Origin of the sequence: Corynebacterium minutissimum (assembly GCF_016889765.1) — a bacterium.
Classification (GTDB): domain Bacteria; phylum Actinomycetota; class Actinomycetes; order Mycobacteriales; family Mycobacteriaceae; genus Corynebacterium; species Corynebacterium minutissimum_B.
On sequence record NZ_CP069533.1, the window covers coordinates 2319426 to 2332919 of the forward strand.

General features: G+C 57.4%; 12 protein-coding genes and 1 pseudogene. 9 read left to right on the forward strand and 4 right to left on the reverse strand.

Features of this window, described 5'->3' with window-relative positions; all coding sequences use genetic code 11:
• Window positions 1–25: 25 nt before the first annotated feature.
• Complete coding sequence (locus I6J26_RS10915) at window positions 26–934, forward strand: cation diffusion facilitator family transporter (protein ID WP_239121786.1); 909 nt, start codon at window positions 26–28, stop codon at window positions 932–934.
• Between the two features lie 9 nt (window positions 935–943).
• Here I6J26_RS10915 and I6J26_RS10920 read toward each other — a convergent pair whose 3' ends face one another.
• Together I6J26_RS10920 and I6J26_RS10925 are read right to left on the reverse strand one after the other, a co-directional pair.
• A complete protein-coding gene (locus I6J26_RS10920) occupies window positions 944–1900 on the reverse strand; it encodes a DNA glycosylase AlkZ-like family protein (protein WP_115021601.1) in 957 nt (318 codons plus the stop codon).
• A 10-nt stretch (window positions 1901–1910) separates the two neighbouring features.
• Window positions 1911–3458, reverse strand: a complete 1548-nt coding sequence (locus tag I6J26_RS10925; protein ID WP_115021602.1) for a succinic semialdehyde dehydrogenase — start codon at window positions 3456–3458, stop codon at window positions 1911–1913.
• Window positions 3459–3548: 90 nt separating this feature from the next.
• On the opposite strand from I6J26_RS10925, the gene I6J26_RS10930 reads away from it, so the two are divergent.
• The 5 genes from I6J26_RS10930 (at window position 3549) to I6J26_RS12955 (ending at window position 9134) form a co-directional block, all read left to right on the forward strand.
• Window positions 3549–4721: an alanine racemase gene (locus I6J26_RS10930; protein WP_115021603.1), complete on the forward strand. Its 1173-nt coding sequence runs from the start codon at window positions 3549–3551 to the stop codon at window positions 4719–4721.
• Window positions 4706–5998 (forward strand): D-arabinono-1,4-lactone oxidase, encoded by a 1293-nt coding sequence (locus I6J26_RS10935; RefSeq protein ID WP_181815355.1) that lies wholly within the window; start codon window positions 4706–4708, stop codon window positions 5996–5998. The genes I6J26_RS10930 and I6J26_RS10935 overlap by 16 nt, the downstream gene beginning before the upstream one ends.
• Window positions 5999–6099: 101 nt before the next feature.
• A complete protein-coding gene (locus tag I6J26_RS10940; protein ID WP_115021605.1) occupies window positions 6100–7290 on the forward strand; it encodes an MFS transporter in 1191 nt (396 codons plus the stop codon).
• Between the two features lie 204 nt (window positions 7291–7494).
• Complete coding sequence (locus tag I6J26_RS10945) at window positions 7495–8745, forward strand: HNH endonuclease signature motif containing protein (protein WP_115021606.1); 1251 nt, start codon at window positions 7495–7497, stop codon at window positions 8743–8745.
• Window positions 8746–8939: 194 nt separating this feature from the next.
• A complete protein-coding gene (locus I6J26_RS12955; protein ID WP_239121787.1) occupies window positions 8940–9134 on the forward strand; it encodes a hypothetical protein in 195 nt (64 codons plus the stop codon).
• A 392-nt stretch (window positions 9135–9526) separates the two neighbouring features.
• Here I6J26_RS12955 and I6J26_RS10955 read toward each other — a convergent pair whose 3' ends face one another.
• Window positions 9527–10867, reverse strand: coding sequence for a dicarboxylate/amino acid:cation symporter (locus tag I6J26_RS10955; protein WP_115021607.1), 1341 nt, complete (start codon window positions 10865–10867; stop codon window positions 9527–9529).
• A 116-nt stretch (window positions 10868–10983) separates the two neighbouring features.
• Window positions 10984–11601 (reverse strand): annotated as a pseudogene (locus I6J26_RS10960) (lipoate--protein ligase family protein); the annotation flags it as partial.
• A gap of 212 nt (window positions 11602–11813) precedes the next feature.
• On the opposite strand from I6J26_RS10960, the gene I6J26_RS10965 reads away from it, so the two are divergent.
• The 3 genes from I6J26_RS10965 (at window position 11814) to I6J26_RS10975 (ending at window position 13337) form a co-directional block, all read left to right on the forward strand.
• The gene (locus tag I6J26_RS10965; protein ID WP_115021608.1) at window positions 11814–12392 is read left to right on the forward strand and encodes a hypothetical protein; all 579 of its coding nucleotides are present in this window, start codon (window positions 11814–11816) and stop codon (window positions 12390–12392) included.
• Between the two features lie 9 nt (window positions 12393–12401).
• Window positions 12402–12866: a hypothetical protein gene (locus I6J26_RS10970; RefSeq protein WP_115021609.1), complete on the forward strand. Its 465-nt coding sequence runs from the start codon at window positions 12402–12404 to the stop codon at window positions 12864–12866.
• 138 nt (window positions 12867–13004) lie between these two features.
• Window positions 13005–13337: a hypothetical protein gene (locus I6J26_RS10975; protein ID WP_115021610.1), complete on the forward strand. Its 333-nt coding sequence runs from the start codon at window positions 13005–13007 to the stop codon at window positions 13335–13337.
• Window positions 13338–13494 lie beyond the last annotated feature (157 nt).

A 13494-nucleotide genomic window follows, 5' to 3' on the forward strand; every position in this document is an offset into this window, starting at 1 on the left:
AAATCTCTTCTCGAAGGCCGACATTATGTCTCTTCCCACCGAGCAGTTACTGCTCGAACGCTTTATGAAGCTCTCCATCGCTACTGCAGTGGCCACGATCGTGCTCAAGATTGTCGCTGCTGCGGTGACGGGATCGGTGGGCTTTCTTTCCGACGCCCTCGAATCTGGTGTGAACCTCGTCGCCGCCGTTGTAGGTTTTGTGGCTATTAAGATTGCGGCAAAGCCGGCAGACGCAAACCACCAGTTCGGCCACGGCAAGGCCGAATATGTTTCCGCGCTGGTGGAGGGTGCAATGATCTTCGTCGCTGCGGCGATGATTATCTATACGGCCATTCGCCGACTTCTGGAGCCGCAGCCGCTGGAGCAGCCTGGGCTCGGACTTTTACTATCGCTCGTGGCCTCCCTGCTGAACCTGGGCGTGGGCCTTCTGCTTGTGCGCGCGGGAAAACAACACCGTTCAGCCACCTTGCAAGCAGATGGAAAGCACTTGCTTACCGACGTCTGGACGTCCGTCGGCGTTATCGTCGGTATTGGAGCGGTGGCGTTGACAGACTGGCTGTGGCTGGACCCGATCATCGCCTTTGCCGTGGGCCTCAATATTTTGTGGACTGGCTACAAGTTGCTCAAAGAATCGTTGAGCTCTCTGTTGTCGGAGTCCTTGCCCAAGAAAGAACACGCGCAGCTCGACGCCCTCCTCAACGAGCTGGAGGAGCACCATGACGTGGAATTTACTTCGCGGCGCACCGTTGCTTCGGGCCGCAACCGCTTGGTGTATCTCACGATGGATGTTCCCGGCCAGTGGACGGTGCTGCACTCGCACACCATCGCCGACCGCATCGAAGACGCCATCGACGAGCTTTTCCCTGGCGCCGAGGTCTTTATCCACGTCGAGCCTGCAGGAACGGTTCATCGCCGGATTCTGCGCATGCCGTAATGCTTGCAGCTAGCGCAGGCTGGCCACGCCGCGTCCGCCTTCCATTACCCACGGCCAACTCAGACCGTTCTTGGTGAGGACATTGACGCGGATCTCATCGGGGACAATCCAGTCCTTGTTGGCGTAGCCCAGCAAGTATTCGTCGAACGCAGGCAGCTCGAGTCGTAGTTCTAGGGCAGTACGGATGTCCTCCGCAGAAACATCTTCCTGCCAAGTGGCCATCCAAAAGTCTTGGCCATCGTGGCGAGTGCGTCGAGCGTCTGCCGACTTCAAAGCTGTGGTGGCTTGAGTCTTGCTGAGCTTTGACCACGCTTGGAGGTCTTCTACCGAGACCGGACCATGACCTGAGATATACCGTTGACCAAGTTCGTGAAGGGGATGCGCGGGCTCGTGTTGGGCAACGGGAAGTGCATCAACGTGAAGAAAGGTTTCCTGGTTGCCGTCCTTGGGGCCTTGGACGAGGTCACCTGCCCCGCCGAAGGCACGCAGTAAGTGGGAGCCGCGACCTTCTGTGGGATCCACGCCCGTCTCGGCGAAAAGCTCATAGACCTGCGCGCGGGTTAATGGTGTGGTGGCTGCGCTGTGGAGGGCCTCTGAGCACGCTTCAAACATCTCTTCGCTGAGCCCTAGACTGGGGCGCCGAGACTTCTGGCTTGCGGCGATGCGTGGATAGAGGAGACAGGACATCCAGCGGACGTCGGCAGCCGGCATGAAGTGCAACGTCCCTCGCTGGGGCCAGCAGCGCACCACGCAGTAGCTTTCTATCTCTTTCAGAACCTTGTCATCGTCACACCCGGCGCGCAGGGAAAGTGCACGAACACCAGCGTCGTAGGTCTGCCCCTGTAGAGCAAGGAGATGCTCAGCGACGTCCAGCGCCGAGGCGAGCGATGGCCGCGCGGCCGATGGCGCTAGCCCTTGGGCAATGAGCCGGCGCGCTAGGAGTTCATCACGGGATAGCTCGTGCATGGTTTCTCCTTTAAAGCCGGAAGGTCTTCATCAGCTGCATGCCCGTGGAAACGAGGGCACGGAAGCGCTCCGGTGAGATGTACTCCGAGGGCGCAAGCGGGTGCAGGCGCTGCTCGGCCACGGTGCGCTCGTTGGCCCACAGGCGCATACCAGTGATGCCATGGCGGTGGTTCAGACCTGATTCCTTCACTCCACCGCCGGGTGCCGCAATGGAACCATAGGCGGCGGCGAAGCCTTCGTTGATGTTGACCATGCCGGCTTCAAGCTGAGAAGCGACCTTCCACGCGCGACGGGAATTCCCTGACCAGACGGAGGCGGACAGACCGTAGGTGGTGTCGTTCGCTTGCTGGATGGCTTCGGCATCAGAGCTGACCGGATAGACAGCGAGCACGGGGCCGAAAGTCTCGGCGGCATAGAGGTCCATCTTTGGGGTCACACCAGTCAGCACGGTGGGCTCGTAGAAGAAGGGCCCAAGATCTGGGCGGTGTTGGCCACCCGTAACCACGGTGGCGCCCTTGTCAACGGCGTCCTGTACATGGGCTTGTACCGCGTCGAGCTGGCGCTGCGAGGTGAGCGAGCCGATGGTGGCGGCATCGGAGAAGGCCGCGCCAAGCACCTGCTGGTTCAGCGCGTTCTTTAGTTCTGCGAGGAACTCCTCGAAGATGCTCTCGTGTACATAGGCCCGTTCGGCGGACATACAGAGCTGGCCAGACGAGGAGAATGCGGTGCGCACGGCGCCTTGGGCGGTGGGCTTAAGGGGGGCGTCGTCAAGCACCAGCATCGGGTTCTTGCCGCCTAACTCCAGTATGGTGGGGATGAGGCGCCCCGCAGCCTGGGTAGCGATGGATTTGCCTGCCTTCGTCGAGCCAGTGAAGGACAGTCCATCGACGAGGGGTATGAGGGCATCGCCCACGTCCGCACCGTTTCCAGGAACCAGCTGCCAGGCCGCCTCCGGCAGACCTGCCTCAATAGCCAGGCGCCTGAGCAGAATAGCTGTCAGAGTGGTCTGAGAATCCGGCTTGTGCACCACAGCGTTGCCCGCGGAGAGCGCGGCCAGCACGTCGCCGACGCCGAGGGAAAGCGGATAATTCCACGGCGAGATAAGCCCCACCACGCCCAGCGGGTAGTGCTGGGTGCGCGTCTTGGTTAGCACGGGAAGCGCGCCCGGATGTCGGTCCGCGCCGAAGGCCTTGCGAATGTTGACCGCGTAGAAGCGCGCACAGTTATACAGATCCATCAGCTCGTCATAGGCGTGGGCACGGGATTTGCCATTCTCTGCCTGAATGAGGTCGAGGATGAGCTCCTCGTTCTCGTACACGAGATCGTGAAGGCGCAACAGGATGGCAGCCCGGTTGCCCTGGCCTACGCCAGCGCGGGCATACTCGACGGCCCGTTCCACATCGTGCGCGGTAGCAGTAGGGAAGCTGAAGAACTCCGCGCCAGTAAAAGGAGCGTGAGCGTGGTGCTCCTCACCGGTGCCGCGGACATCGCGGGCGGGGTTAGTGTCGAGGAAATTCTGGACACGCTGGGGGAGACGAGTCTGGGTGAAGGTTTTCATGGTGACCATTGTCCCAAAAATATTTCGGATCGCTACACGATATTCGAGATTTGTCTCACAAACCTAAATCGGAGTGGTTAGGATAACTCTATGGCAATCCTTTCCAGTATCCCTAGACAGGACGTTCGCTCAGCGATAGAACGCCTCGTGCGGTCTGGCGAACGCTCGGCGCCTTGTGGAGTCATTGATCTTGAGGCGTTTGATTTCAATGCTCAGCAGATGCCGCAGCGCGCCGGGGGACTGCCCATCCGTGTTGCCTCTAAATCGGTGCGTAGTGTCGCGGCCCTGCGTCGAGTGCTTTCACACGAGGGCTACCAGGGAATCCTGGCCTACTCGGTGCCCGAAGCACTTCACCTCGTCGCAGAAGGTTTCAGGGATATCGTCGTGGCCTATCCGAGCGTGAACCGCACAGCCCTAGCGGAGCTTGCTGCCTCCGACACCGCGCGTGAGGCTATTACGGTCATGGTGGACAGTGTCGAGCTTCTGGAACTGCTTCCTGGCCCTGTGAAGGTGGCCATTGACATCGATTGCACGCTCCACCTGCCGGGTGCCGTTGTGGGCCCGCGCCGCTCGCCCATACGGGAACCGGAACAGGTCACGGAACTTGCTCGGGACATCATTCGCCGTGGTCATCGGCTTGTCGGACTCATGGCCTATGAAGGGCAGGTGGCATCCGTTGCGGATGGCTTGCCTGGCCTGGTGGGAGCGGCCAAGCGCTGGCTGCGCACGCGCTCCATGTCAGACCTGGCCCCTCGCCGCCGTGCCTGCGTGGAGGCAGCGCGGGCGGTGGCGGATATTGAATTCGTCAACGGGGGCGGCACGGGCAGCCTCCAGGAATCTGCGGCCGAAGGAACCCTGACCGAACTTGCCGCAGGTTCGGGCTTCTACACGCCGGCGATCTTCGATGACTTCACAGGCATCAACCATAAAGCGGCAGCGTTCTTCGTCTGCCAGGTCTCCCGCGTTCCCGCGCCGGGCTGGGCCACGGTCAACTCCGGCGGCTGGATTGCCTCCGGGCCACCCGCGAAGGATCGCGTTCCGGTTCCAGTGTGGCCGCAGGGACTTCACTACTCCAGCACCGAAGGCGCCGGGGAAGTGCAGACACCTCTCCGAGGCGTGGACATGAACGTCGAGGACCTGGTGTGGTTCCGCCACGCCAAGGCCGGTGAAATGACAGAAAACGTCGACCATCTTCTGGCCGTCGGACCTGACGGCGTTGATGTCTGGGACACCTATAGAGGACAAGGATGGACACTGCGATGACCACATTCACTAACTGGGCCGGCTCGGTCACGACGAAACCCGCGGAATACCTCCAGCCCACGCGTATTGATGAGATTCCAGACATCATTACTCGTTCCCGCAGCGTGCGTGCAGTGGGTGCCGGTCACTCCTTCACGCCTATCGCGGCAGGGGAGGAGACGATGCTCAATCTGGATCACGTGAGTGGGCTGGTGAGCGTCGATAAGCAGCGCAAGCGCGTTCGTTTCCTGGCGGGTACTCGGTTACGTGATGTCCCAGCCCTTCTGCGTCCCTATGGGTTGGCGCTGGCCAATCAGGGCGATGTGGACCCGCAATCGCTGGCAGGCGCGATTTCGACCTCGACCCACGGCACCGGCATCAATTACACGGGATTTGCCGGCACGGTGACGGGCCTGACGCTTATCGACGCCGACGGCAACCCCCGCACCTACTCCCTCGACGAAGACCCAGAACTCCTTCGCCTCGTGGTCGTCAGCGTGGGCGCGCTCGGCGTGGTTGTCGAAGTCGAAATGCAATGTGTGGATGCCTTCGACCTGCTGGCAGAAGAGTCAGGTATTGCCTTTGATGAGTTGATGGATAACTGGGAGGAGCTCTCTCGGGGCGTCGACCACCTCGAGTCCTACTGGTTCCCGCACACTGACCGCGCGATGGTCAAGGCCAACACGCGCCTCGAACCGAATGGGGAGCGCCGCTCACGTCTCAAGGCGCTTGTCGACGACGAGCTCATCGGCAACGGCGCCTTCGCCGCGGCCTTGGCGCTGGGCCGTCTCATTCCGGGGACTATCCCGACGCTCAACAAGTTCGCCACCTCGGTCATCTCGAATAACCGCTACCGTTCCGCCGCCCACGACGTGTTCGTCAGCCCGCGCCGGGTTCGCTTCCACGAGATGGAGTACGCCGTGCCGCTTGCCGACGGCCCCGCGACCGTCCGCGAAATCCGTCGCTTCATCGACGAGCAGAATTGGCTCATTGGATTTCCAATGGAGCTGCGCACGACGGCCGCGGATGACGTTGCCCTGTCGACAGCATCGGGCCGCGAATCGATGTACATTGCCTTCCACATTCCACGTGCGCTCAACCCGCAGGATTACATGCCCAAGCTGGAGCCTATTCTCCGCGCAGCCGGTGGGCGCCCGCACTGGGGCAAGATGAACTCCCTGTCCCGAAACGATTTTTCTCAACTTTATACAAGATTTGATGAGTTCTGCGAGCTGCGTGAAAAGATGGACCCAGAGTGGAAATTTGGCTCTCCGTACCTGCGGAAACTGTTCGGATAGGGGCGTCGTCAAGCAGGGCATAGATGCAAAATTGGATTCGAATGTATCTCTGATCTTTGGTAGCGTGTGGAAGTCTTAATTCCATAACGCTGTCGAAGAAGGTGTCTCAAACGTCCTCTGAATCCCGTTCCCTCATCACGCCGACATTTGTGTTTGCGTGGTTGGTTAATTTCGCCCAGTTCACGGTCTTCTATCTGCTCGTGACCATCATGGCACTCTATGCCGTCGAGCAATTCCAGGCTTCGGATACGGCGGGCGGGTTTGCCTCCAGCGCCTTCGTGGTGGGGGCGACGATTGCCCGCCTTTTCTCGGGCTACATTGTGGATGCTGTTGGGCGGAAGCGATCGCTGGTTATCTCCCTCATCGTGGTAGCTGTGGCGATGGCGCTGTATTTCCCGGCGCAGTCTCTGCCTCTGTTGTTTGCTGTCCGCATCTTGCACGGTTTCGGATATGCGGTGGCGTCGACGGCTGTGATGGCGGTGGCGCAATCGGTTATCCCGGACCATCGCCGTGCTGAGGGAACCGGATACTTCGCCTTGGGTACAACGCTGGCTACAGCTTTTGGTCCGGCGGCAGGTCTAGCGATTGTCCACAATGCTGGCTATAACACCGTGTTTCTCGTGGCGCTGACGCTCACGGTAGTCGCTTTGGGGCTGGGGCTCATCGTCAAGGCGCCCGCGCAGGAGCACCGTAGTGTCTCCTTCTCGTTGGGGAATATTATGCACCCAGCAGTGGCACCTTTTGGCGTGTTCATTCTTCTGGTCGGTGTTGCCTATACGGGAATTATTACCTTCCTGAATGGTTACTCCTCTCACGCTGGCCTGGAGAAGGGCGCTAGCTACTTCTTCTTGGCTTATGCGGTGGTGAGCCTCATTCTGCGATTTGTGCTGGGCAAGCTGCAAGATCGCCGCGGTGACAACATCATCATCTACTCATCACTGATCTTCTTCATTGCCGGCCTGGCTGTCCTTGCCTCAGCTAGTGCTGATTGGCAGATTATTGCTGCGGGCGCCTTGGTGGGGATCGGATACGGCTCTATCCTTCCGGCGGGCCAGGCTATCGCCGTACGTCTGGTGCCGATGCACGAGATGGGTGCGGGGATTTCGACCTTCTTCCTGCTGCTGGACGTCGGTATTGGTTTCGGTCCGATTCTGTTGGGTCAGGTTATCTCCGCGACAGGTTACTCCGTCATGTACTGGTTGCTGGCAGGCTTGATGCTGGTGGCTTCGGTGGTGTACTTCATTGTTCACGGACGCAAGGACATTGCGCGCGGTGACGTGCGGTACGAATAGATTCCTTGATGGCCTCACAGCGTAATTTTGCTCATTGGCCTTAAGCAGTTGGTGCCGAACATCCAGGCGAAACGTTCGGGCACTACCCCCGTTTATAGTAACGACTTGACTTGAAATTACCAGTGGGTCTAGCCATCCATGGTGTTTGGCGCTAGAATCATGGTTAGAACATTTCTTCTAATATATGTCTATCTCGGGGAAACCATGACCACCGTTACGCGTCCGCCAACCTTTTTCTTTTCCACTACCAACCCCAACAATCCACACGCCATAGCCCGCTGCAAAGCCCGCCGAGCCACCTACGAGACCTGGGTCGGGGCGATGCCCAGCCTTGAAGCCGATATCGACACCACCGCCTTATCCCTAGTGGCTGCCTGGTCGCTACCGGAAGGCCACATCAAATCAGGTCTGCGCGCTATCAACCGTCTTCATAGCCTGCCGAAAGTCAAAGCCATACAAGATGCCCACTGTTTGCTGGACATTGAATCCTTGATCGCTATCGACCAACCCCTCTCAGCACTAACGGCGTTGACTGCTGAAACCCTAGACTTCATCGATTCCATCCTGGCTGATTTTTTCACCCCTACCAAGCCGAATCAGGCTTTTCCTACCCGCAGTCAAATCAGGCGCAAAGTCCGCGACCTGTGCAAAACCCTGGATGATTCCATTGCTTTTCGCGATACCCGCCCCAAAGACGCTTACCACTTTTCTTCTAACGGCACTTCCGCTTGGCTGGAACTGCAGTGTGATGAAGACACCGGCATTAAAATCGATGCCTTCATCCAGAAAACCGCCGCGCAAGAAGGCATCACCATCACCGATGCAATCAAGAAGCTTCTTAGCGGTGAAATCACCCCACCGGCCACCGTGGTCTTACACACCTACCAAGCCTGCGATATTGAGAATGCACCAACCTTCATTGAAGGTTTCGGCTGGCGGGCTGAGCCCATGCCGCATGACAAGACCCGGGACTTAACCGGTGATATAGCCGAAGCAGACGGCTACCAACCAGGAATCATCATGCGCAAATTTGTCGAAGGCCGTGACGGTACCTGTCGGGTCGGCGGATGTGGCAAACCAGCCTTCCACTCCCAGTTGGATCACCGGCATAACTGGGCCGAAGGAGGGCCTACTCATCCAAAGAACCTGGCGTGTTTATGCCAAGGGCATCACAACATGAAAACTGATGGCACCCTGAAATACTTGCTGGATCCTTATAGTGGGGATGTTATCTGGCTTTACGCCGACGGTACGTGGACAATCACCGAAGCCGACGGGCCACTAGCACCAAAGCAAAAGCGCTGGGCACAAACAGTCGCCCAACATATCACCGCCACTAGGAAACGAGTGCGCGAAGAAGCTCAACGTCTCAAACAGGAACTCGACGAATACCACGCAGAACAAGCAAAGGCCGAGGCCGACACTGATGCTGGCACCGACGACATCCCCTTCTAAGCTATTCGTCGTCTGAGACGACGGAAGCGAAGAGAACGCCTCCGCCGGTGATGATTGCAGCGGCAACGAGGTAATACGCCGGGGCCAGTTGGTTGTCGGTCATTATCAATGAGCCAAGTGGCGATCATCGGTGCGGTACCGCCAAACACTGCGTTTGCCGTGTTGAAGGTGAGCGCAAAGCCAGAAAGGTGAACATGGGTGGGGAACTGTTCAGAGAGGAACGAGGGGAGGACGTCGTCGTTAAGCGCAAGCACGCCGCCGAGACACACTTGAATGATGATGACAAGGAGAATCCCGGCACCGTCGAGGAGCATGAATGCTGGGACGATGAAGACTCCCATGAAAAGTGCAGCGCACAGCATTGTGGTGCGGTGGCCCAAGCGGTCTGATAGCAGGTGTTTCCGCCATGCCCAACTCTTGGGAGAGGTAGGTAGGCAGATAAGTCAGGATGACATAGAAGCCGATGGCGTTGAGAACCGCGCCCGAGAAGGCAATAGCCAGGGCCTTAGGGTACTTGATGACCTCGCGAAGAGGGGATTCCTCCGTGTCATCTTGGTTCTCAAAGCGGGAAGACTCATCAGCGTTGCGGCGAATCCACAGGCCATAAAGTCCGAGGGGAGGGCGATGAGGAAGGGGACGCGCCAACCCCGGGAGATGAGGGCATCGTCGTCGAGCACGCCGGTGAGTACGGCTGCGATGAGGAGCCCAGTAGCAGGCCGGATGCCGTGGCGGATGGAACGATTGCGGCGCAGATTCCCCGCTTATGCGTCGTCACTTTCGTTTAGGCGTTTACGCTTTCACGGTCGTTTTCGTCGTCGTTCATGATGTTGGAGACACCATTTTCGGCAGCGTCCCACGTGGCCTGGTCCTGGATGCCGGCACGCTTGGCCACAATGGTGGCGCACAAGGACTGGCCGGTGACGTTGACGGCGGTGCGGCCCATGTCGATGATGGGCTCGATGGCCAGCAGTAGGCCGACACCGGCGAGCGGGAGGCCCAGGGTGGAAAGAGTCAACGTGAGCATCACGGTCGCGCCCGTGGTACCCGCGGTAGCGGCGGAACCGATGACGGAGACGAAGATGATGAGAAGGTACTGGGTCAAGGAAAGATCAATGCCGTAGAACTGGGCAATGAAGATTGCCGCAATGGCCGGGTAGACGGAGGCGCAGCCATCCATCTTGGTCGTGGCGCCCAGCGGAATAGCAAAGGAAGCGTACTCGCGCGGCACGCCCATAGCTTTCTCAGTGAAGCGTTCGGTGACTGGCATGACACCCATGGAGGAGCGGGTGACAAAGCCGAGGGAGAAGACCGGCCAAACACGCTTGTAGAAGCCGATGACTGGAATGCGGTTAAAAAGGAGTACAGCGGGGTACACCACGACGATTACCAGGGCAAGGCCCACGTACATTGCCAGAACAAACTTGCCCAAGGAGCTCATCGCGTCCCAGCCGTAGGTAGCCACGGCCTTACCGATGAGGGCCGCGGTGCCGATCGGGGCAAGGCGAATGATCCACCACAGGACCACCTGGATGACCTTGAGGAAGGATTCGGTAAAGCGCAGGAAAGGATCGGCGGCCGTGCCGGCCTTCACAGCAGCGATACCCAGTGCTAGAGAAATGACGAGGAGCTGGAGGGCGCCAAAGCCCAAAGAAACAGAGTCGTCGCTCAAGGATGCAGAGAGCCCGAAGAAATTGGAGGGGACGAGCTGCTGAAGGAATGCGGTCCAGGAACCGACGTGGGAAGGATCGGCGGCAGTGGAGGCGTCGACAGTCGTGCCCACACCCGGCTTCATCACGAGCGCCACCAGGATGCCGGCTAGAACCGAGAAGAAGGCAGTGATGGCGAACCATACGAGGGTGGAGATTGCGAGCGAAGCAGCGTTGGTGACCTTGCGCAGGTTGGCAACCGAGGTAACCACCGCGGCGAAGATGAGCGGCGGGACCATCACCTTGAGCAGCTGGACGTAGGCGCCGCCGATGCCGGAGAGGGTATCGGAGAGCCAAGAGGATTCCATGCCGGAGGCAATGAAGCCGAGGATGAGGCCAATGATGAGGCCGGCGATGACCTGGGCGCCAAAGCCGGTGGCCCAAGAGGGCAGCGTGCGGGAAGAAGTGTTAGACACGAGAAATTCCTTCTAAACAGCGTTGTATAGAAAAGACCAATTGGTTCGCATATTACGAACAGATCGGTTCGCTAGAGATATCAACACAGTACGCTGGATGTAAATTCCCACGCAACTTAAGGAATGCGTTTAGTCCAGGCATCGGTGAGGAATTTTGTGTCGACGAGGCGGTGGGCGTCGGCAAGCGTGGCGTCGGAAAGATCGGCGTCGACGGCGCCATAGCGAGTGGCGAACTCGCGCGCCATCGTGTCGATAATCTCCTTGCGTGGCACGCCGGTCTGTCGGCGCAGTGGATCGACGCGCTTCTTTGCGCTGGCCAAACCCTTGGATGAGACCTTGACTTTGCCGATGCGCAAGACCTCCAGCATCTTGTTTGCATCGATGTCGTAGCTCATCGTGGTGTGGTGCAGCACCGCACCTTGCCGCCGCTTTTGGGCTGCGCCACCAATCTTGCCGCCGTCCGACGTGATGTCATTGATCGGCACATACCAAGCATTTACTCCAAGCTTGCTCAGTGCGGCGAGCACCCATTGGTCGAGGTACTCGTAGCTGGCCTCGTAGGAATAGCCGGCCACGAGAGACTCCGGAGCGTACAGGGAATAAGTCACGCAGTTGCCGCCCTCCATAAACATGGCGCCACCGCCGGAGATGCGGCGCACGGGGATGATGCCGTGCTTGTCGACGCCTTCCTGGTCCAGCTCGTTGGAATAGGACTGGTATGAACCGAACACGACTACGTTCGGTTACTTTTTAACCACCTGGATCCGGCGTGTCGGTGTGAGTTGTATCACCTAATCTAAAATCCATCATCACTGTAAAGCTGGCGTTATCATTTTATAACGGTGTGACGGCGTTCACACTAAAAGTAGCTTGCTTTTGACATAATCCGAAAGATAAGGTTGAGTCAATTCATTAAAACCGATAAATACGAAAGGGAGGTTTAGAAATGGATTTCAAGACAACCAACCAGAATAAGCGCGCTGCACTCTACGCAAAAAAGGTGTGGATGGAGCTTAATGCTTACCTCAACTTTGACAAGGCAATTGAGACCAAACAGCACGAGGTAACAAATGAATGTGGTGTTGGGAAAAAGCTCGTTCCACAACTTGAAGAGAGAAACATCCGCGTGATGAAACGTGACGATGGCGAGCTGTTCTATGTAGGTGTGTCAATATCGAAAGAATTGGTCGTTGATGGGACATGCGAACGGCCAGCCCGGGTAAGCGTGAGTATTGACAGTAAGCAACCAGAGGGTGTTGCCTTCCGCGATTTCTATTCGTACCTAAAACCACCACTTTGCAGATCGTGGGGTGAACCATTTTCGTCAGATGATCCCGACGACAAGGTATACGACACGCGCACCTTTGACGTGCTGCACTGTCTACCAGATGAACTTAAATCCCCAGAGCTTATTGAGCTGGAGAAAGAGAAGTTTGGTGCCGCCTATGAGCCAAACCCAGACGGAACCCGCGAGATCGGCTGGATTATTCCATTCCCCGGTACAGAAGCCAAAAAAGAAAAATAGGTCGCAATCATGGTTGATTACTCTAAACCAATGAAGCCACTAGGGGACGACAACGACCCTGAAAACCGCAAGCGCGCACTATTCTTCGTACACCAGATGATGCGCGAAATTGACGACTCAATCAATCAAGAATTGCTAGTCAAGACTGAGCACACCCGCGCTATCCAACGCCGCATTATGAAATTGCCCCATGGTGATTATGTCTCGCTAGATGTGTCGGTTGAACTTGAGCCAGACCCCGAGGGCTGCTGCTGGATTAACTATCAAGTAGCGCGCCGCAAACAGGAGGATGGCGCAGACTCACTAGCAGGCAAGATCTTAAGTCAAGGCCCGATCCCTATCTTTGCTACGGGTATGACGGTGAACACTGCCGAGGATATCGCCGCGCACCGTATGGTGGATTATTTGCCCGATGAACTAAAAGCGCCGCATATTCTGGATTATCCGGAAAAGGATTCTGAGCTGTCTTTGTGACGAAGAACACAAAAATAGATCGCTAAATGGCCTTGACTTAATAGGTCAAGGCTATGTATACTAAAAGCATCACCGAAGAAAAACTGAGGTGAGATAATACATTTTATTTATTTTTTTAGTATTTTATAAGGCTATATCGTGCTACACACTGAAGAATTTAAGACAGACACCTATAAAATTTACCTAGCGTTTGAAACCGCAATGGGTGCAACCATTCAAGCTCAGGTTACCATCTCCGAAGGTGAAGAGCAACCACAAGCACCGCTTGACTTTGCAACCGTGTATCCATGCGCTGAAATCGCTCTGAAGGACATTGTACATGCCTTAGACAATCTTGTCAACGCTGAAGATAAGACAGAATTCAACAACGCACTAGAGCTTGTTGGATACGAGACCGTACACGCCGCTGACCTGGGCTGGCTGCACGGTGAACTCTATGTAGGCGCAGGCGAAGAAGCCGAAGCCGCGTAAGCCACATCAGACCGTTATGAGCGCCGCCCACAAGCGCGCACTAGCAATCGAAAAGTTACTAGCAGCCGCGCCGCCGCTGACCGACAAGCAAGGACTAGCAATAGCTAAGCACCTATACAGCGGCACTACCACACATAAGCACCGTAACCGCGTAATG